Annotated in this window: 16 protein-coding genes; 8 read left to right on the top strand and 8 right to left on the bottom strand. The window is 55.3% G+C overall.

Annotation, left to right across the window (positions count from 1 at the left end):
- The first annotated feature begins 193 nt into the window (after nt 1-193).
- The 6 genes from citS to MKleb_RS04210 all read left to right on the top strand — a co-directional run bounded on the left by citS (nt 194) and on the right by MKleb_RS04210 (nt 7,595).
- Nucleotides 194-1,534, top strand: a complete 1,341-nt coding sequence (gene citS / locus MKleb_RS04235) for a citrate/sodium symporter CitS (protein WP_025106465.1) — start codon at nt 194-196, stop codon at nt 1,532-1,534.
- A gap of 160 nt (nt 1,535-1,694) precedes the next feature.
- Entirely contained in the window at nt 1,695-1,943 is a 249-nt protein-coding gene (locus MKleb_RS04230; protein ID WP_025106464.1) for an oxaloacetate decarboxylase subunit gamma, read from the top strand.
- Between the two features lie 15 nt (nt 1,944-1,958).
- Nucleotides 1,959-3,728: a sodium-extruding oxaloacetate decarboxylase subunit alpha gene (gene oadA / locus MKleb_RS04225; protein WP_217076493.1), complete on the top strand. Its 1,770-nt coding sequence runs from the start codon at nt 1,959-1,961 to the stop codon at nt 3,726-3,728.
- A gap of 15 nt (nt 3,729-3,743) precedes the next feature.
- Complete coding sequence (locus MKleb_RS04220) at nt 3,744-5,045, top strand: oxaloacetate decarboxylase subunit beta (RefSeq protein WP_025108511.1); 1,302 nt, start codon at nt 3,744-3,746, stop codon at nt 5,043-5,045.
- Between the two features lie 230 nt (nt 5,046-5,275).
- The gene (locus tag MKleb_RS04215; RefSeq protein ID WP_014227876.1) at nt 5,276-6,904 is read left to right on the top strand and encodes a citrate sensor histidine kinase CitA; all 1,629 of its coding nucleotides are present in this window, start codon (nt 5,276-5,278) and stop codon (nt 6,902-6,904) included.
- Complete coding sequence (locus MKleb_RS04210; protein WP_004098499.1) at nt 6,897-7,595, top strand: citrate response regulator transcription factor CitB; 699 nt, start codon at nt 6,897-6,899, stop codon at nt 7,593-7,595. Before MKleb_RS04215 ends, MKleb_RS04210 begins: the two co-directional genes overlap by 8 nt.
- A 44-nt stretch (nt 7,596-7,639) precedes the next feature.
- Here MKleb_RS04210 and MKleb_RS04205 read toward each other — a convergent pair whose 3' ends face one another.
- A complete protein-coding gene (locus MKleb_RS04205) occupies nt 7,640-8,269 on the bottom strand; it encodes an alanyl-tRNA editing protein (RefSeq protein ID WP_163586400.1) in 630 nt (209 codons plus the stop codon).
- A 92-nt stretch (nt 8,270-8,361) separates the two neighbouring features.
- On the opposite strand from MKleb_RS04205, the gene MKleb_RS04200 reads away from it, so the two are divergent.
- Entirely contained in the window at nt 8,362-9,306 is a 945-nt protein-coding gene (locus MKleb_RS04200; RefSeq protein ID WP_046878536.1) for a LysR family transcriptional regulator, read from the top strand.
- A 66-nt stretch (nt 9,307-9,372) separates the two neighbouring features.
- Here the strand turns inward: MKleb_RS04200 and MKleb_RS04195 are convergent, their stop codons facing one another.
- From MKleb_RS04195 to MKleb_RS04180, 4 genes are all read right to left on the bottom strand, one after another.
- Nucleotides 9,373-11,661, bottom strand: coding sequence for a hydratase (locus MKleb_RS04195; RefSeq protein WP_217076492.1), 2,289 nt, complete (start codon nt 11,659-11,661; stop codon nt 9,373-9,375).
- 69 nt (nt 11,662-11,730) lie between these two features.
- Nucleotides 11,731-12,990 (bottom strand): SLC13 family permease, encoded by a 1,260-nt coding sequence (locus MKleb_RS04190; protein WP_064406661.1) that lies wholly within the window; start codon nt 12,988-12,990, stop codon nt 11,731-11,733.
- 108 nt (nt 12,991-13,098) lie between these two features.
- Nucleotides 13,099-14,532, bottom strand: coding sequence for an anion permease (locus tag MKleb_RS04185; protein ID WP_217076491.1), 1,434 nt, complete (start codon nt 14,530-14,532; stop codon nt 13,099-13,101).
- Nucleotides 14,533-14,640: 108 nt separating this feature from the next.
- On the bottom strand, nt 14,641-15,696 hold the full coding sequence (locus tag MKleb_RS04180; RefSeq protein WP_217076490.1) for a 4-oxalomesaconate tautomerase: 1,056 nt from the start codon (nt 15,694-15,696) through the stop codon (nt 14,641-14,643).
- 280 nt (nt 15,697-15,976) lie between these two features.
- On the opposite strand from MKleb_RS04180, the gene MKleb_RS04175 reads away from it, so the two are divergent.
- Complete coding sequence (locus tag MKleb_RS04175) at nt 15,977-16,915, top strand: LysR family transcriptional regulator (RefSeq protein ID WP_004098489.1); 939 nt, start codon at nt 15,977-15,979, stop codon at nt 16,913-16,915.
- A gap of 28 nt (nt 16,916-16,943) precedes the next feature.
- On the opposite strand, the gene rihC is transcribed toward MKleb_RS04175, so the two are convergent.
- From rihC to fkpB, 3 genes are all read right to left on the bottom strand, one after another.
- Nucleotides 16,944-17,858 carry a ribonucleoside hydrolase RihC gene (rihC, locus tag MKleb_RS04170; RefSeq protein WP_163586397.1) on the bottom strand — a complete coding sequence of 305 codons (915 nt, stop codon included), beginning with the start codon at nt 17,856-17,858 and terminating at the stop codon, nt 16,944-16,946.
- A gap of 65 nt (nt 17,859-17,923) precedes the next feature.
- Nucleotides 17,924-18,874 (bottom strand): 4-hydroxy-3-methylbut-2-enyl diphosphate reductase, encoded by a 951-nt coding sequence (ispH, locus tag MKleb_RS04165; RefSeq protein ID WP_014227866.1) that lies wholly within the window; start codon nt 18,872-18,874, stop codon nt 17,924-17,926.
- A gap of 1 nt (nt 18,875) precedes the next feature.
- A complete protein-coding gene (fkpB, locus tag MKleb_RS04160; RefSeq protein WP_004098486.1) occupies nt 18,876-19,325 on the bottom strand; it encodes an FKBP-type peptidyl-prolyl cis-trans isomerase in 450 nt (149 codons plus the stop codon).
- Nucleotides 19,326-19,349 lie beyond the last annotated feature (24 nt).

Below are 19,349 nucleotides of genomic sequence, written 5' to 3'. Positions count from 1 at the left end.
TATGCCGCCGTCCTATTATTGTTTTTTCTAACGGCATTAATACACAAAATCATTCAAGTTGCATCGAGGCGGTAACTGAATGAATCCCCAGGAGCTTACGCATAGTAAGTGACTGGGGTGAGTGAAGGCTGCCAACAAAGAGGCAGCTTGAAGGATGATGTGTATATTCCTTTTTTTAACAGGGTGACGTCATATGACTAATATGAGCCAGGCTCCATCTGCGGAGAAAAAAGGGGTTAGCGATATTCTGGGGTTTAAAATCTTCGGCATGCCGCTACCGCTTTACGCCTTTGCGTTAATCACTTTACTACTTTCACACTTTTATAATGCCCTGCCGACCGACATTGTTGGTGGCTTCGCGATCATGTTTATTATTGGCGCCGTTTTTGGCGAAATTGGCAAACGCCTGCCAATCTTCAATAAATATATCGGCGGCGCGCCGGTGATGATCTTCCTCGTGGCCGCCTATTTCGTTTACGCCGGCATTTTCACCCAGAAAGAAATTGATGCAATCACTAATGTGATGGATAAAAGTAACTTCCTGAACTTATTCATCGCAGTATTGATTACCGGCGCAATCCTCTCGGTTAACCGTAAGCTGCTGCTGAAATCTCTGCTGGGTTATATTCCGACCATTTTAATGGGGATCCTCGGCGCATCCATCTTCGGGATTATCATTGGTCTGTGCTTCGGTATCTCCATCGACCGCATCATGATGCTGTACGTCCTGCCGATTATGGGCGGCGGCAACGGCGCGGGCGCGGTGCCGCTGTCTGAAATTTATCACTCCGTCACCGGCCGTTCGCGTGAAGAGTACTACTCCACCGCGATTGCTATCCTGACCATCGCCAACATCTTTGCCATCGTCTTTGCTGCACTTCTCGATATTATCGGTAAAAAACACACCTGGCTGAGCGGTGAAGGCGAACTGGTGCGTAAAGCCTCCTTTAAAGTCGAAGACGATGAAAAAGCGGGCCAGATTACCCATCGCGAAACCGCCGTCGGCCTGGTGCTCGCCACCACCTGTTTCCTGCTGGCCTACGTTATTGCCAAGAAAATTTTGCCAAGCATTGGCGGCGTCTCTATCCACTATTTCGCCTGGATGGTGCTGATCGTCGCGGCGCTGAACGCTTCCGGCCTCTGCTCACCGGAGATTAAAGCTGGCGCCAAACGCCTGTCTGACTTCTTCTCTAAGCAGCTGCTGTGGGTACTGATGGTCGGCGTCGGCGTGTGCTACACCGACCTGCAGGAAATTATCGACGCGATTACCTTCGCGAACGTCATCATCGCGGCGGTGATCGTGGTGGGTGCGGTCGTCGGGGCGGCCATCGGCGGCTGGATGATTGGCTTCTTCCCGATTGAGTCCGCGATCACCGCCGGTCTGTGCATGGCCAACCGCGGCGGCTCGGGCGATCTGGAAGTGCTCTCTGCCTGTAACCGTATGAATCTTATCTCTTATGCGCAAATCTCCTCCCGTCTGGGCGGCGGTATTGTGCTGGTCATCGCCAGCATTGTGTTCGGCATGATGATGTAACCAACACGCACGATGGCGATGTTTGAGCGTCAACCACAGCGGTGCTCTTTAGGGTCCAGAGCCGGGGGCGGCTTCGGGAAATCCACCCTACTCCTTAGCCGGAAGTATCGTTTGGTTAGCCTTCAAACACGCCGTCGTGCCCTTACTTTAGGGTCTTTCAATGACTGAAGCTGTACTGCTGGGTGAAGGCTTCACCCTGATGTTCCTCGGCATGGGGTTCGTGCTGGCGTTTCTGTTTCTGCTGATTTTCGCCATCCGCGGCATGTCCGCCGCCGTCAACCGCTTCTTCCCGGAACCGGCTCCTGCGCCGAAGGCCGCATCCGTCGCCGCCGCGCCCGCTGACGACTTCGCCCGCTTAAAGCCGCTGATTGCCGCCGCTATCCACCACCATCGCCGACTTAACCCTTAATTCACGGAGGAATCCATGACCGTTGCCATTACCGATGTCGTCCTGCGCGACGCCCACCAGTCCCTTTTCGCCACCCGCCTGCGTCTCGACGATATGCTCCCCATTGCGGCCACCCTCGACGACGCGGGCTACTGGTCCCTTGAATGCTGGGGCGGCGCCACCTTTGACGCCTGCATCCGCTTCCTCGGCGAGGACCCCTGGGTCCGCCTGCGCGAGCTCAAAAAGGCCATGCCGAAGACCCCGCTGCAGATGCTGCTCCGCGGCCAGAACCTGCTCGGCTACCGCCACTACGCCGATGACGTGGTGCAGCGTTTCGTCGAGCGCGCCGTCAAAAACGGCATGGACGTGTTCCGCGTCTTCGACGCCATGAACGACCCGCGCAATATGCAGGCCGCCCTGCAGGCGGTGCGCAGCCACGGCGCCCACGCCCAGGGCACGCTCTCCTACACCACCAGTCCGGCCCATACCTTGCAGACCTGGCTCGACCTGACCGAACAGCTGCTGGAGACCGGCGTCGATTCCATCGCGATTAAGGACATGTCCGGCATTCTCACCCCGATGGCGGCCTTCGAGCTGGTGAGCGAAATCAAAAAACGCTATGACGTCAGGCTGCACCTGCATGCTCATGCCACCACCGGGATGGCGGAAATGGCCCTGCTGAAGGCCATCGAGGCCGGCGTCGACGGTGTCGATACCGCCATCTCTTCCATGAGCGCCACCTACGGCCACCCGGCCACCGAAGCGCTGGTGGCGACGCTGGCAGGCACAAAACATGACACCGGGCTGGATATCCTCAGGCTTGAGAGCATCGCGGCGTACTTCCGCGAGGTACGCAGGAAATACCACGCCTTTGAAGGCCAGCTGAAGGGCACCGACAGCCGTATCCTCGTGGCCCAGGTGCCGGGCGGGATGCTCACCAACCTCGAGGGCCAGCTGAAGCAGCAGAACGCCGCCCACCGTCTGGATGAGGTGCTGGCGGAAATCCCCCGCGTGCGCGAGGACCTCGGCTTTATCCCGCTGGTCACCCCGACCTCGCAGATTGTCGGCACCCAGGCGGTGCTTAACGTGCTGACCGGCGAACGCTACAGAACCATCGCGAAGGAGACCGCCGGAATACTGAAGGGCGAGTACGGCCACACCCCGGTGCCGGTCAACGCGGCATTACAGGCGCGCGTGCTGGACGGAGCAGAGGCCATCACCTGCCGTCCGGCGGACCTGCTGAAGCCGGAACTGGCGCAGCTGGAAGCCGACGTGAAGCGCCAGGCGCAGGAGAAGAATATTCAGCTTGCCGATAACGCCATCGACGACGTGCTCACCGTGGCCCTGTTCCCGCAGGTCGGCCTGAAGTTCCTTGAGAACCGCCATAACCCGGCGGCGTTCGAGCCGCTGCCTCAGGCTGAAGAGGTCAAACCTGCTGTGAAAGCAGAGAAACCGGCCGCCTCCGGCGTCTACACCGTGGAAGTGGAAGGCAAGGCCTTTGTGGTGAAGGTCAGCGACGGCGGCGATATCAGCCCGCTGACGGCAGCGGCCCCCGTTCAGGCCACGGCCCCCGCAGCCGCCCCGGCAGGTGCCGGCACCCCGGTGACCGCGCCGCTGGCGGGCACCATCTGGAAGGTCACTGCCACGGAAGGCCAGGCGGTGGGCGAGGGCGACGTGCTGCTGATTCTGGAAGCCATGAAGATGGAAACCGAAATCCGCGCCGCGCAGGCCGGGACCGTGCGCGGTATCGCGGTGAAATCCGGGGACGCAGTGGCGGTGGGCGACACCCTGCTGAGCCTGGCGTAAGGAAGAGGAACGGAAATGGAAAGTCTGAACGCCCTGATTCAGGGCATGGGGCTGATGCACCTCGGCGCCGGCCAGGCCGTCATGCTGCTGGTGAGCCTGCTGCTGCTGTGGCTGGCCATCGCGAGGAAGTTCGAGCCGCTGCTGCTGCTGCCGATTGGCTTCGGCGGCCTGCTGTCGAATATCCCGGAGGCCGGGCTGGCGCTGACCGCCCTGGAGAGCCTGCTGGCGCACCACGACGCCGGGCAGCTGGCGGTGATTGCCGCGAAGCTCCACTGTACGCCGGATGTCCACGCCATCAGGGAGGCGCTGGCGCTGGCGCTGCCGTCGGTGCAGGGGCAGATGGAGGACCTCGCCGCGGATATGGGCTACTCCGCCGGGGTGCTGGCCATCTTCTATAAGGTCGCCATCGGCTCGGGTATCGCCCCGCTGGTGATTTTTATGGGCGTCGGGGCGATGACCGACTTCGGCCCGCTGCTGGCCAACCCGCGGACCCTGCTGCTGGGGGCGGCGGCGCAGTTCGGCATCTTCGCCACGGTGCTGGGGGCGCTGACGCTGAACTACTTCGGCATCATCAGCTTCACCCTGCCGCAGGCGGCGGCCATCGGCATCATCGGCGGCGCGGACGGCCCGACGGCGATTTATCTGTCGGGCAAGCTGGCGCCGGAATTACTCGGGGCCATCGCGGTGGCGGCGTACTCGTATATGGCGCTGGTGCCGTTAATCCAGCCGCCGATTATGAAGGCGCTGACCAGCGAGAAGGAGCGGAAAATCCGCATGGTGCAGCTGCGCACGGTGAGTAAGCGGGAAAAAATCCTCTTTCCGGCGGTGCTGCTGCTGCTGGTGGCGCTGCTGCTGCCGGACGCGGCGCCGCTGCTGGGGATGTTCTGCTTCGGCAACCTGATGCGCGAGAGCGGGGTGGTGGAGCGCCTGAGCGACACGGTGCAGAACGGGCTGATAAATATCGTGACCATTTTCCTCGGGCTGTCGGTGGGGGCCAAGCTGGTGGCGGACAAGTTCCTGCAGCCGCAGACGCTGGGGATACTGGTGCTGGGGGTGATTGCGTTCTGCGTGGGGACGGCGGCGGGGGTGCTGATGGCAAAGCTGCTGAACCTGTGCAGCCGGAACAAAATCAACCCGCTGATTGGCTCGGCCGGGGTGTCGGCGGTGCCGATGGCGGCCAGGGTGTCAAACAAAGTGGGTCTGGAGTCGGACGCGCAGAACTTCCTGCTGATGCACGCGATGGGCCCGAACGTGGCGGGGGTGATTGGCTCGGCGATTGCCGCCGGGGTGATGCTCAAGTACGTGCTGGCGATGTAAAAACTCGTTGTTCCCGGCTCGCGCTGCGCTTAGCCGGGCTACCCGCCCGGACGGGCGCCGCGCGCCGCCTCCGGGAAATACCCCAGGCTACGGCGCAAAAGCCCGATCGGGTGGTACGTAAAACGTCGTATTCCTACTGGATGAGTTCTGAAATCAGTAAATCTGTGGGCCGATTCAGCGCCGTCGGCCCCTAAAAAAGAGAAAATGACCTTTTGATGTCAATTCGCCCAATGTTTGCCCGAAAAATCACGCACTGGTTTGCCCGACGTTCGTTTCAGAACCGCATCTTCCTGTTGATCCTGTTTACCTCGACAATCGTGATGCTGGCCATGTCATGGTATCTCACCAGCATTACGGAGGAACGCCTGCATTACCAGGTAGGACAGCGCGCGCTGATTCAGGCCATGCAGATCTCCGCCATGCCTGAACTGGTTGACGCGGTAGAAAAGCACGATTTACCGCGCATTAAAGAACTTATCGACCCGATGCGATCGTTTTCCGACGCCACCTATATCACCGTCGGTGACGCGAAAGGCCGGCGCCTGTATCACGTGAATCCAGAGGAAATCGGTAAATCGATGGAAGGCGGAGACAGCGACGAGGCGCTGTATAACGCCAAAAGCTACGTGTCGGTGCGTAAAGGATCGCTCGGTTCGTCATTACGCGGCAAGTCGCCGATCCAGGACAGCACCGGGAAGGTGATCGGTATTGTATCGGTGGGCTACACCATCGAACAGTTAGAAAACTGGCTGAGTCTGCAAATCGGATCGCTGATGATCCCGATGGCGATCATGCTGCTTCTGCTGCTCTACTGCGCCCGGCGCTTCTCGCTGCATATCAAAAAACAGATGCTGAATATGGAACCACAGCAGCTCTCACAGCTGCTTATCCAGCAGAGCGTCCTGTTTGAATCGGTCTTTGAGGGGCTGATAGCTATTGACTCCCACTACCGAATTACCGCCATCAATCAAACCGCAAGGAGGCTATTAAACCTGAGCCAGCCGGAAACCATTCTGATTGGCAAAAGCATCAGCAGCGTGATCTCTCAGGAGGCATTCTTCTATGACGCGCCGCAGACAAATAAAAAAGACGAAATCGTCACTTTTAATCAGATTAAAGTGATCGCCAGCCGTATGGCCGTCACGCTTAATAACGAGCCCCAGGGCTGGGTCATTAGCTTTCGCAGTAAAGACGATATCAACACTCTGAGCCTGCAGCTCAGCCAGGTCCAGCAGTACGCGGATAACCTGCGCGCCGTACAGCACGAGCATCGCAATCTGATCTCCACCATTGCCGGGCTGCTGTTTTTAAAACGCTACGATAACGCGCTGGATCTTATTCAGCAGCAGTCTGAGAGCCACCAGAAAGTGCTCGATTTTATTGCCCGCAATTTTAAAGTGAACCACCTTGCCGGGCTGCTGATCGGCAAATATTACCGCGCCAAAGAGCTCGGATTAGAGCTGGTCTTCGATCCCGCCTGTCACGTTGAAACCCTCCCCTCTTCGCTGTCGCATAATGAATGGATCTCGATCGTCGGCAATTTGCTGGATAACGCCTACAACGCCGCCCTACGTCAGCCGGCAGGTTCAAAGCAGATCGAATGCCTGATCAACAGCGAGGGCGGCGAAGCGATCGTCGAGATCGCCGACCAGGGCTGCGGGATTGAGGAATCGCTGCGCGATCGTATTTTTGAACGCGGCGTGACCAGCAGCGACAGCGGCGATCACGGCATCGGACTCTGGCTGGTTCGCAGCTACGTTGAGCAGGCGGGCGGCAATATCGTCGTCGATGACAACATCCCTTTTGGCACTATTTTTACCCTTTATATCCCCCTGACCCGAGATGAACACCATGGATAGCATCACCACTCTCATCGTTGAAGACGAACCTATGCTGGCGGAAATTCTGGTGGATACCATCAAGCAATTTCCCCAGTTCGAAGTCATTGGCATTGCGGATAAACTGGAAAGCGCAAAAAAGATGCTTCGCCTCTATCAGCCCCAGCTCACCCTGCTGGATAACTTCTTACCCGATGGCAAAGGACTCGATTTGATCCGCCACGCCGTCAATACTCATTATAAAGGGCGCATCATTTTCATCACCGCCGACAACCATATGGATACCATCAGCGAAGCCCTGCGGATGGGCGTTTTTGATTACCTGATTAAACCCGTTCACTATCAGCGCCTGCAGCATACGCTTGAGCGTTTTGCCCGCTATCGCAGCTCTCTTCGCTCAAGCGAGCAGGCAAGCCAGACCCATGTTGACGCCCTGTTCAATATCCAGGCAAAAGAGCACGCGGAAGCCGCAGGTTCTCCGCTGCGGGGTATTGATGAGAGCACCTTTAATCGGGTATTACAGCTCTTTGCCGACCCGGAAACGGTCCATACCGCAGACACCCTGGCCCGTATTCTCGGCAGTAGTAAAACCACCGCCCGCCGCTACCTTGAGCAGGGCGTTAAAAACGATTTCCTTGAGGCTGAAATCAGCTATGGCAAAGTCGGCAGACCGGAGCGGATTTATCACGGTAAACATCCTGCGCATATTTAAGCACCAGGAGATGCCCTGTTGAGTGTGCATCTCCTTTCACTCGCTTATTCCACCGTGTAGCTGACAATAATTTGCCCTTTTTTCATCTTCACTTGGGAAATGACGACTTTACCCAGTTCGGACAGGCTGGCCACGTGCGTCCCGCCGCAGGGATAGCTCTGCATGTCGCCGAACCCGACCTTGCGCAGGCCATCGGCAAAAGTAAGCTGACGCGGTAAATTGTCTGCCTGCCAGGACTCAACTTTTTCCAGCAGCGCGCTGGCCTCGGGCAGCCCGCCATGCGCGCCTGGGGCAAAAATAATACGGCTTTCTCCCGGCCAGTGATGTCCTTTGATCGGCTGCCAGCCCGACAGCTCCCCGGCCTGGGCAAGCGCGTGCCCGGCGGAGTGCAGACGCGCGTGCAGCCGCCGGCTCTCTGGATCGATGCGGATCGTGACCTCGCCGGCCGGCAGCGGCTGTGAAACGATATGCGCCACGCTATCGCCGCGGCTAACCACGCCCTCGACAGCGAGGCCGGCAATCCAGCCACGATCCGCCGGCTGCCCGCCGCCCTGCGGGTGAAACAGCGTGCGATCCAGCTCAATGGCATAGCGGCCATCGGCTTCGCTCAGGCAGTTGACGACTTGCGCAAGGCATTCCTCGGCGTCGCTGGTGTAATAAAGGCGTTCAGTCATGGTTGTCCTCCTCTCTGTCAGGACAGTATATTGATATTGCTGGCGGCGATAATCCCGCCTGACATCAACGCAATTTTGCTCCGGAAGCACAAATGAATCTGAGCCTACTGCCCGACCTCGCCCTGTTCGTACAGATTGTGGAACAGGGCAGCTTCTCCGCCGTCGCACGCCAGGCCGGCGCAACGCCTTCGGCGATCAGCCGCAGCGTCTCGCGCCTGGAGCAGGAGATGGGCTGCAAGCTGCTGCACCGCACCACGCGCAAGCTGCGCCTCAGCGATGCCGGGAAAATGGTGTATGAACATGCGCTGGAGATGCTGGAATCGGCGCGTATGGCCATGGACTCCGCCAGCAGTACCCAGGCGGTGGCGCAGGGCAAGCTCACGCTCAGCGTGCCGAAAGCCGTGGGACGGTTTGCCATTCACCCGCTGATGCTGGAATTTTTTAACCGCTACCCGAAGATCGACGTCTGTCTGCGGCTTGAGGATCGGGTTCTCGATTTTATTGATGATGGCATCGATCTGGCGCTGCGTATCACCCCTACCCCCTCGCCGGGGCTGCACGGTAAGCCTTTGATGACCATCAGCCACGTCATCTGCGCGACGCCCGGCTATCTGGAGCACTATGGCACGCCGCAAACGCCGCAGGATCTGCGCGAACATAGCTGTATCAGCCTTGGCGAGACGCCCGCAGATTCGCGCTGGAAGTTCCGCCGCGGGGGGAAAACGGAAACGATTCAGACTCACGGCCGCTACGCCGCCAACCATACGGCCGTGCGCCTTGATGCCGTGAAGCAGAATCTGGGCATCGGCAGCCTGCCGCTGTTTACCGCCCGTGAGGCGCTGGCGCGCGGCGAGATTGTGCAGGTTTTACCGGAGTGGGAGTTTATCAGCCGCTATTCTGGCCAGCTCTGGCTACTGTGGTCGGGCAATAAGCATATGCCCGCCAGAATGCGGGCGATGATTGATTATCTTAGCGAGAAGATGAAGCCGGCATCAGGCAGCCCAGCTTTAGCGCCGCGATCGAAAACCACGGAATAAGCGGCTATGAATAAAAACGGGGATGCGATATCACCCCCATTGATTCATCTTGATGATCAATATCGTTTACTGATGGTGGGTTGTTAAGCGTAATTTATTATAATTAATCAGGCTTCCCGCCTTAATTATCTCCCGCTCTGCTGAGTTGAGCCCCTCCATGTAAAGAGAGATCTCTTTAATGGGGCGATCGTGGCCGATCACGAACGCGGTAATCTGATGCAGATCGGTTTCCAGGGCTGACCTGATCCCCGGGATATAGATGAAGTCGCCGACCTCAAACTCCGGCAGCGCCTTCATCTGCAATGGCAGCATTCCCCAGTTAATCACGTTCGAACGATAGCGCTTCGTGGCATACTGTTGGGCAATATTTGCCAGGCCACCAAGGACTCTCTGGCAGCTGGCGGCTTGCTCTCGTGCGGAACCATCGCCGGGTTTAACCGCATAAACCATGCTGCCAATCTCCGTCTGCTCAAGCGTGACGTTTTCCTGCCCCGGCAGTTGGCGGATCCGGGAAAAAACCGCCTCAAGCTGCGGCTCCAGGCGACAAGGATCGTCCCCCTCGATCCGTAATTTTTCCAGCGCCGCAATCTTCTTACTACGGCCGACATAGCCCGGATCGCGCCGCGAAAGGGTAAACTCAGCCAGCCCTAACGGATTGGAACGAAATGATGAGGTTTCACCTGATGGAATCAGTTCATCGGTGGTGGTCACCGGATCCATGATTTTTGAGGTCACGTTTAACAAAATATTGTCCGTTAGCTCACTCATCTCCGGCCAGTCTTTTATATTGGGGCCGTAGATCAGCGATTGCCGGGACGCTCCTTTAATAAACCCTTGATAAACCCGGCTCCGATAAGGTGAAGCATCAAATTCATACTGCGGAATGTCTTCCCAGCAATCGAGCGCGGAAGCCGATGTCAGCACGCCCCCATTGGCAGCCGTCGCCGCTATGGAGCGGGCATCCATCAGCGCAACGGCCGACATTTGCCCATTCCCGGGTTTGGACCCTTCCCGGTTGGGAAAATTACGCGTCGTGTGGCGAATGCTCAGTCCATTATGCATGGGCGTGTCGCCTGCGCCGAAGCAGGGGCCGCAAAATGCGGTACGCATAATCGCGCCAGCGCTTAATAAATCGGTCGTTATCCCTTTTTTGGTCAGATCCATCAGCACCGGCTGGGATGAGGGATATATCGAGAGAGAGAAAACGTTGTCACCGCAGGCGTGATTTTTCAAGGCATGAGCCGCTTCGACCACGTTAACATAATTTCCGCCAGCGCAGCCGGCGATGATCCCCTGCTGAATCCGCAGCTTCCCATGTTCGACTTTATCCAGCAGAGAGAGCCTGGCGCGTCCCTGGGAAATGTTATCCGCCGCAATCTCAATCTCGTGCAAAATATCCTGCAAATTCTCATTAAGCGTATCTATTTCATAGACGTTGGCAGGGTGAAAAGGCAAGGCGATCATCGGCTTGATGGTGCTTAAATTCACTTCTATGCAGCCATCATAGTAGGCCATCTCTTTTGCTGAGAGCGGACAATAGTCTTGTTCCCTGCCGTGAATACGCAGGTAGTTTTTTGTCTCTTCATCCGTTTGCCAGATGGACGATAAACAGGTGGTCTCCGTGGTCATTACATCTACGCTATTCCTGAAGTCGGTAGACATTGTCGCCACGCCCGGCCCCACAAACTCCATAACTTTATTTTTCACATAACCGCGCTCGAACACCGCGCCAATTATCGCCAGGGCAATATCCTGAGGACCAACGCCGGGCGAGGGTTTTCCTGTCAAATACACGGCGACAATCTCAGGATAATCAATATCCCAGGTCTCTCCGAGCAGTTGCTTAACCAACTCGCCGCCCCCCTCACCAACCGCCATGGTCCCTAAAGCGCCATAGCGCGTATGGCTGTCTGAGCCCAGGATCATTTTCCCACCGCCGGCCATCATCTCGCGCATATATTGATGAATAACTGAGATATGGGGCGGGACATAAATGCCGCCATATTTTTGCGCTGAGGACAAACCAAATATATGATCGTCGCTGTTGATAGTGCCGCCGACAGCGCAAAGCGAATTATGGCAATTCGTCAGAACATAGGGTAATGGAAAACGTTCCATTCCCGAGGCCTTCGCAGTCTGGATGATGCCGACAAAAGTAATATCGTGGGAGGCCATTGAATCAAATTTAATTTTTAACTGCTGTTCATTCCCTGAAGTATTATGGGCGGAGAGGATCGACCACGAGATCGTTCCCTTGCGTGCCTCATGCTTCTCTAACGCGACTGACCCCTTATCAGCAGCAATAATACCGTGCTGGTGTGATATATAGACTCCGTGGTCATACAATTTAATCATCACATATATCCTTAGATGTTGAAAAAACACGCCTGACATTAGCCATTCGGTAAAAATGGCTGACCGCGATTAATAAAATGGGAAGAAAACAGGCAGCAAAATAAAGCTGACAATGACCGATATCAAAATAAGCGGCAATCCAACCTTAACGTAATCGACAAATTTGTAGCCACCCGCGGAAAAAATCATCATATTGGCCGGGGTGCCCACCGGCGTTGCGTAAGCACATGAACAGCCGATAACAATCGCCATTAACACCGCCCGGGGATCGGCGCCCATAGAGTGAGCAATAGACAGGCCAATCGGCATTAATAAAGCGGCAGTTGCCGTATTCGACATGAAATTGGTTAACGCGCAGGAGATTATCAATACGGCGCTCAGAAGTAAGAAAGGCGACGCCTGCTGGCCTAATAACGCGATAATTGAGCGCGCCATAATGGCGCCAGCGCCGGTGGTTTCCAGCGCTTTCGCTAATGCCAGAGTGCCGCCGAATAGGAAAATCGTCTGCGAGTCGATAGCCTGGTAAGCCTGTTTTTCCGTAATGACCCGGGTCACAATCAACGACAATGCGCCAATTGAACCGACGATCGCAATCGGCAAACCCAGCTGTTTTTCGAAAATCATGCCCAGTACGGTCAGGATTAATACCGATAGCGCAATCACCTGCTTATATTTCGGGCATGCCTGCGCTTTAATATTATTAACACGTTGAGGCTGGGCCGCATTCGTTTTTGGCAATATGCGATAGCCGATCGTCACAAAATAGAGTATGCCGCAGGCCAGCATTGGAATGCCTAGCTTAGCATATTCAAAAAACCCGAAGCGTTGACCAACCTGCTCCAGCGCCGACTGTGCGATCAGATTGCCGGGTGAGCCGATCAGCGATAAATTTCCCCCCAGCGCCGAGGCAAAAGCCAGCGGCATAAGCAAGCGCGACCGGGCATATCCTGATTTCATCGCTGCGCCAATCACCACAGGAATGAGGACCGCCGCCGTGCCGGTATTGGATAGCAGCCCGGAAAGCGTTCCGCAGACCAGCATAATGACGACTATCAGTTGCTTTTCTGTCCTGGCGTAGCGTGTAACCATACTACCAATTTTATCCGTCACCCCGGTTTCGAATAAGGCGCCGCCAACCACAAACATAGCCACAAACAAAATCACATTTTGATTAATAAAACCGGCAAAAGCCGTTTTGACATCAAAAACCCCGGTCACCACCAGAGTAATACAAACAATCATGGCCGTTACCGCTAAAGGTATTTTTTCCCAAACAAACATGACAATAGAAAAAACCAATAGCGACAACGTAATCGTAACTGGAGACATAAATATATCGCACCTCACCTTGCTAAAAGGCTATGTTTTCTTAATAAGAGGACTTCCCCCCGGGCATCAGAGGATGCCCGGGCAAACCTTCATCTCCTTAAAGATTATTTAAATTACCCCCCAGGAGATTAACATCTCCCACCACCATACCCCGAGGGTGATTTGCAGAATAAAAGTCAGCAATGCTAATATCCCACCAATAATCCACCATGATTTGATATCATTATAGCCAACGCCAAAAATAACTGGCCCTGCCGCACCGCCGTAGTGGGTTACCATGCCCCCATAAGAGTTGCTGAATAATAGCGCGAGCGCGGTGAGCATTATCGGTGCGCCAGAAACATTCGCCAGCATGGCAAAGACCGGTACCATCGCGACAATATAAGCACTCCCTGATGCGAAGAAATAACGAACCAATATGCTCAGTGCGACAATCACAATAAAAGCGATATTGCCGTGGCCATCAAAGGAAATATTATTTTTAAGCGCCTCTGCTAGCCATACGAAAAATCCAACCTTAGAGAGCAATGAGCTTAAACCAATAATGCCCCCGTACCAGATGAGCGTATTCCATCCTCCTTTATTCTTAATCACGTCATCCCAGGTGACGATTTTCAATACCAGCATCAGCGCCATTACGCAGATTGCAACGGTAGACTCATTGACCCCAAGGGCGCTGCTGAATACCCAACCGCCGAGCGCAAGAACAAAGAGGCAAGACAGCATCTTCTCCCGCACCGTCATCGGCCCCAAAGCGTCTATGCCTGTCTGAGCGATCTTTTTATTATCAACCCGCTTTAATTCTGGCGGATACAGCTTGTAGGTAATCAGCGGCGTCAGCAGCAACATAATGATGCCAGGTAGTCCTGCGGCCAGCGCCCATCCTCCCCAGCTCAATTTTATGTGGCAAATATCTTCGATCATTTTCAGCGCGAGGATATTCCCGGCCATGGCGGTGAAGAACATGTAGCTGGTCGTTTTAGTGACCATATAGATGTTCAGCATGAGGTAGTGGCCTACGCGCTTCGCGCTCCGCTCCGGCTCTGGCCCTAAGGCGACGGCGACGCTATTGATTATGGGTAAGACGATGCCGCCGGCGCGGGCCGTATTCGACGGCGTGGCGGGCGCCAGAATCAGGTCAAGAAAAGCGGTAACATAGCCAAGGCCCAACGTCGTGCTGCCAATCTTGCCGATAAGAATATAAGCAATTCTTTTACCCAATCCGGTAATCACAAATGCCGCGCTCAGGGTAAATGCAGAAAAAACTAACCAGGTGGTACCTGATGAGTATCCGCTTAATACGCTGGCGGCTTTTATCGAACCGTCACCCAAATTGCCCACAATCACCATTGATGCCGCAACGGCGATCAGCAATACCACGGGTTCAGAAAACGGTTTAATCACTAAACCTACAATCGCTGCCAGATAGACACCGGATAATACCCAGGCAAGTGTGGACAATCCTTCCGGCGCCGGGCATAAACTGATGAGTAACGGTATTGCTATAATAACAAGCAGCTTCCATAATTTATTATTTTGCATTTCCATTCCTTACCTGCACTCAATATTTGAGGATGCTTGCTGAACGTATTCACATGCCTCCCCTCTCCTCTTCTACGGTGGATTGATAGATAATCGGAGGGTGGATATTTATTCGGGGATGTAAACCGTTCCTGAAAGGATTTTCCGCGCGGTACGTATAACCGATGCCCGAATATCCTCCGGGCGCTCAGCGGTATGACTTAAATCGATGTCGATCCCCCCGCTGGGGTGTTCGACCGTAATAACGCCATCGCCCGATAGCTTCGTCAGTTCATTCGCAATGGTGCCTGGAATAACACATGCGCTTGCCAGACCGATAGCGCCGGTAATCGCCAGCGATTTATGACAGTTATGCGGCATAAAATAACGTACATTTAGCGTTCCGCCGCTTAGCGCCGGAGAAATCAGAACCGGTTTAGGGATAACCATATTGCTCACATCCCCAAACCCCATCGCCTTCCCGGCCTGACGGCGAATAGATTCCAGCGATTTGAGTAAGGCTGTATCCCGATCTAATTCGCTGGCAGATTCATATCCGGTTTTTCCCAGACTCTGGGCCGGGATCACCACCATAGGCATCGCCATATCAATACAGGTCACTCGCACATTATCAAAAACTTCCATACGATTGCCCGTTGGGAAAAGCTGGCCGGATTTTGCGCCCGCGGCATTCAAAAAAGTCAGCGCAACCGGCGCGGCATGGCCTGGAACGCCATCAATTTGCGTATCGCCTTCATAAATAACCTTTCCATCTGGTGTTTGAACGTCAGCGTCAACAAAGGTATTGGTGTTCACATTTCTTATACGCACTCGCGTAACCGGCGACACCGCCTTAACCAACCCATGTTCAATGGCAAAGCCACCAACCGCGCACAGCATATTGCCGCAGTTTGGCGTCGTATCCACCCGCCGTTCATTGACGATGACCTGAACAAACAGATAATCGATATCCGCTTTGTCGCTAAGGGATTGGCTAATAATGGCCACTTTACTGGTTTGCGGGCTCCCTCCGCCAATACCGTCAATCTCCAGCTCGTGACCGGATCCCATTATGGTTAACAAGCACTCATCACGTTTCTGAATATCCTTGGGTAAATCATCTGCTAATAGAAAGGCACCTTTTGATGTCCCTCCACGCATTAATACACAGGGAATGCTCTTCATAGCATGTTCCTTATCCGCCAGAAATAAATAGAAGAATTGAATAAAACGCCGCGTGAATTTAATTGGTTTTATGTTCTTTAAGGTTTTTATTTACTTAATTAACGGCCAGATAAATCACGCCAGGTATTTTACCAATGCATTCTACTTGCAAGAATTTCGCTGGTTGATAAAATTTTGCCATAAGAGTTATTCCTGCTAAGTATTAATAAAAAAGCATGCCTGCTTAATAATGACTTGTCGTCTACTTAGAACAACGCTTATTAAACCCTACGGAGCAATAATGAAAAATGAACTATCCGGTATGAAAGCCTTTGTCACGGTGGCAGAGCTTGGCTCATTTAGCAAAGCCGCCGAGCAGCTCAGCCTCTCGCAGCCGGCACTCACCAAAAAGATAAAAAAAATAGAGAGTCATCTGAATATTGCGCTATTCGAACGAACCACGCGAAAACTTGCGCTTACCCAGGCCGGAAAAATACTGCTCCCCAAGGCCAAAGCGTTGATTTCCAGTCTTGATGCGGCAATATTTAACCTCAACGATTCAACGTCTCAATTACATGATACCGTTACGCTATCTTGCATTCCGACCGCCGTATTTTACTTTTTACCGCGCGCTATCGTGCAATTTAATAAAAACTACCCCAACATCAAAGTACGAATTTATGAACAAGGTATAGAAACGTGCATGAACTCGGTACGAAAAGGCGAAGTTGATTTTGGAATAAACATGAACTTCATCACATATCCAGACATCGATTTTATCCCCCTGGTGAATGAACCTTTTGTTCTGGCCTGTCGGCAAGACCACCCTCTGGCGTGTCGAAAATTAGTCGAATGGCGGGAACTGGTGAGCCAGACCTTAATCGGCGTCAGGAAATCAAGCGGCAACCGACAGTTAATAGAGAAATGCCTGGCGGATAAGCCCTGGCGACTGGATTGGTTTTATGAAGTCAGGCATTTGTCGACCTCGCTCGGCCTTGTCGAAGCCGGACTGGGCGTCTCGGCGCTACCCTGTCTGGCAATGCCCCATAGCGGCAATAGCACCGTCGTGAGCGTTCCGCTCGTGGAGCCGGTTATCCGGCGGACGCTTGGTATGATCCGCGTAAAGAACAGACCTCTCTCCGCGGCGGCAGAACGGTTAGCTTCGCTATTACTGCTTATGTGGACGGATGAAGCGGGCGCGCTATGGCGCAACGTCGTTGATTCCACTCACAATACCTGAGCGCCGCGCCGGCCGCTTCGTCCCCCGGTTAAGGCGCCAGGGCAATCACCTCGGCCGCCCAGCGCTGAAATCCTTCGACGTCCATCCCCAGCGCCACCCGTGCATTTGCCGGCTGGCCCAGCCTGCCCTCGATATCAACCACCGTGGTGCCTGAAGTCCATGTGCCCTGGGTTTCTACCGCCACAAAGCACGGTTCAAGGGTAAAGAGCTGCGGGCGAACCAACCACGCAATCGCGCACAGGTCGTGCATACGCAGCCCGCTGCTCATGCTGCCGCTACGGTAGTGGCTAAACAGCGCGTGCAGCATTTTCCCGGTCTTATTCAACGTTGGCAGAGTAGCGAGGTAATCCGGCGCCAGCATCGCCTGATTGGTGACGTCCAGCCCGCACATGACGATATCCAGCCCGCTGTTGAACACTTTAGCCGCCGCTTCCGGGTCGATGGCGATGTTAAATTCCGCATTCGGCGTAAAGTTGCCGCGCCCGGCGGAGCCGCCCATGATCACCAGGCGACGGATATTAAAGCGGCATTCCGGGTACTGGGTCAGCAGAAGCGCAATGTTGGTTAACGGGCCGATTGCCACCAGCGTCATCGGCTCCGGGGCGTGCATCAGCGCGTCGCGGATCGCCTGAAACGCTGGTTTCGCCAGCGGCTGGCGGTGATGTTCAACGAAATCGTAGCCTTCCATACCGGACTCGCCGTGCACCGAGGCGGCGTCGCGCAGAGGGCGAACCAGCGGCATCGACGCGCCCTGGGCCAGGGGAACATCGGCGTTCCAGAAATGCAGAAGCTGAAGGGCGTTGCGGGTCGTTTTCTCCACCGACACGTTGCCCGCCACCGTGGTCATCAGCTGCAGATCAAGCTCGGGGGCGAACAGCGCGGCGGCAATCGCCGCGGCGTCATCAATGCCGGGATCGGTATCCAGAATGATAGGTAAGCGCATCGTTTCTCCATAAAAAATGCCAGACGTTAAGTCTGGCATCTTCTCATACTGCGGCGGAAAAGAACTTACTCTACTTCACGGACATCTACGCGCAGCTCTTTCGGCACCTCGAAAACGATGTTCTCTTCGCGGCCTTCCAGCGGCACCGCTTCGCCGCCGCCCAGCTCCTGCAAACGCGAAATCACGTTCTGTACCAGGATATCCGGCGCCGATGCGCCCGCGGTCACGCCGACGCAATCCGCTTCTTTGACCCAGGCTTCCTGGATATCGGTCGCGTCGTCGATCAGATAGGCCGCTTTCCCCATCCGCTGCGCCAGCTCGGCCAGGCGGTTAGAGTTCGAGGAGTTCTTCGACCCCACCACCAGCACCACGTCGGCCTGCCCGGCCAGCGCGCGGACGGCTTCCTGGCGGTTAGTCGTGGCGTAGCAGATATCATCTTTACGCGGCCCGACGATTTTCGGGAAACGCTCGCGCAGAGCGTCAATCACGTCGGAGGTATCGTCGACGGAGAGCGTCGTCTGGGTCATAAACGACAGCTTAGCGTCGTTTTTCACGTCCAGCGTCCAGACATCGTCCGGCGATTCCACCAGGTACATCCCCCCCTGCGGGTTGCTGTACTGCCCCATGGTGCCTTCAACTTCCGGATGACCGGCGTGGCCAATCAGAATGGACTCTTCGCCGCGGCGACTGGCGCGGGCGACTTCCATATGCACTTTGGTCACCAGCGGGCAGGTGGCGTCAAAAACCGTCAAATCGCGGCTTTTCGCCTCGTTGCGAACGGCCTGAGAGACGCCGTGGGCGGAGAAAATCAGGATGGCACCGTCCGGCACTTCGCTAATCTGCTCGATAAAAATAGCGCCGCGTTGACGCAGGCTGTCGACAACATAGCGGTTGTGCACGACTTCATGACGCACGTAGATCGGCGCGCCGTATAGCGTCAGCGCGTTTTCAACAATGCTGATAGCGCGGTCAACGCCTGCGCAGAAGCCGCGCGGGTTAGCCAACAGAATCTGCATCTTACCCCTCCAGCGCCGGATCGATCTCCAGCACTTCAACATCAAAATGAACGGTACGCCCGGCCAGCGGATGATTGAAATCAACGGTGATCGAATCGCCGTTCACTTCGCGGATCACGCCGGGCATTTCGCTGCCATCCATTGCGGTAAAGAGCATTATCGCGCCGACTTCCGGCTCGCCCGCGTCGATAAACTCCCGGCGCGAGAAATATTGAATCAGGTCCGGGCTCGGTACGCCAAACGCGGCGTCCGGCTCCAGCGAAAAGGTGGTTTTATCCCCTTCTTTCAGCCCCAGCAGATGCTGTTCAAGACCTTCAGAAAGCGAGGTATCGCCCAGGCGAAAGAGCGCGGGTTTACCGTTATTGCGGGTTGACTCTGCGGTGGAGCCATCGTCGAGCTTTAAGGTGAAGTGCACCAGCACCGCACTGTTGCTCTGTACTGATTTAGACATGCAGGTTGCTCACTTGTTTTGCCC

The sequence above is a fragment of the Klebsiella sp. PL-2018 genome (assembly GCF_019048985.1).
In the GTDB taxonomy this organism is placed as follows: domain Bacteria; phylum Pseudomonadota; class Gammaproteobacteria; order Enterobacterales; family Enterobacteriaceae; genus Klebsiella; species Klebsiella michiganensis.
The sequence above is the reverse complement of the archived record's forward strand: the minus strand, read 5'-3'. Positions and strand labels throughout refer to the sequence as shown.

Excerpts from the sequence above, each read along its gene's own strand:
- MKleb_RS04185 (WP_217076491.1), bottom strand. The coding sequence starts at position 14,532 with ATGCAAAATAATAAATTATGGAAGCTGCTTGTTATTATAGCAATACCG.
- MKleb_RS04180 (WP_217076490.1), bottom strand. The coding sequence starts at position 15,696 with ATGAAGAGCATTCCCTGTGTATTAATGCGTGGAGGGACATCAAAAGGT.
- rihC (WP_163586397.1), bottom strand. The coding sequence starts at position 17,858 with ATGCGCTTACCTATCATTCTGGATACCGATCCCGGCATTGATGACGCC.
- citS (WP_025106465.1), top strand. The coding sequence starts at position 194 with ATGACTAATATGAGCCAGGCTCCATCTGCGGAGAAAAAAGGGGTTAGC.
- MKleb_RS04175 (WP_004098489.1), top strand. The coding sequence starts at position 15,977 with ATGAAAAATGAACTATCCGGTATGAAAGCCTTTGTCACGGTGGCAGAG.
- fkpB (WP_004098486.1), bottom strand. The coding sequence starts at position 19,325 with ATGTCTAAATCAGTACAGAGCAACAGTGCGGTGCTGGTGCACTTCACC.
- MKleb_RS04210 (WP_004098499.1), top strand. The coding sequence starts at position 6,897 with ATGGATAGCATCACCACTCTCATCGTTGAAGACGAACCTATGCTGGCG.
- MKleb_RS04195 (WP_217076492.1), bottom strand. The coding sequence starts at position 11,661 with ATGATTAAATTGTATGACCACGGAGTCTATATATCACACCAGCACGGT.
- MKleb_RS04205 (WP_163586400.1), bottom strand. The coding sequence starts at position 8,269 with ATGACTGAACGCCTTTATTACACCAGCGACGCCGAGGAATGCCTTGCG.
- MKleb_RS04220 (WP_025108511.1), top strand. The coding sequence starts at position 3,744 with ATGGAAAGTCTGAACGCCCTGATTCAGGGCATGGGGCTGATGCACCTC.
- MKleb_RS04190 (WP_064406661.1), bottom strand. The coding sequence starts at position 12,990 with ATGTCTCCAGTTACGATTACGTTGTCGCTATTGGTTTTTTCTATTGTC.
- MKleb_RS04230 (WP_025106464.1), top strand. The coding sequence starts at position 1,695 with ATGACTGAAGCTGTACTGCTGGGTGAAGGCTTCACCCTGATGTTCCTC.
- MKleb_RS04200 (WP_046878536.1), top strand. The coding sequence starts at position 8,362 with ATGAATCTGAGCCTACTGCCCGACCTCGCCCTGTTCGTACAGATTGTG.
- MKleb_RS04215 (WP_014227876.1), top strand. The coding sequence starts at position 5,276 with ATGTTTGCCCGAAAAATCACGCACTGGTTTGCCCGACGTTCGTTTCAG.
- oadA (WP_217076493.1), top strand. The coding sequence starts at position 1,959 with ATGACCGTTGCCATTACCGATGTCGTCCTGCGCGACGCCCACCAGTCC.
- ispH (WP_014227866.1), bottom strand. The coding sequence starts at position 18,874 with ATGCAGATTCTGTTGGCTAACCCGCGCGGCTTCTGCGCAGGCGTTGAC.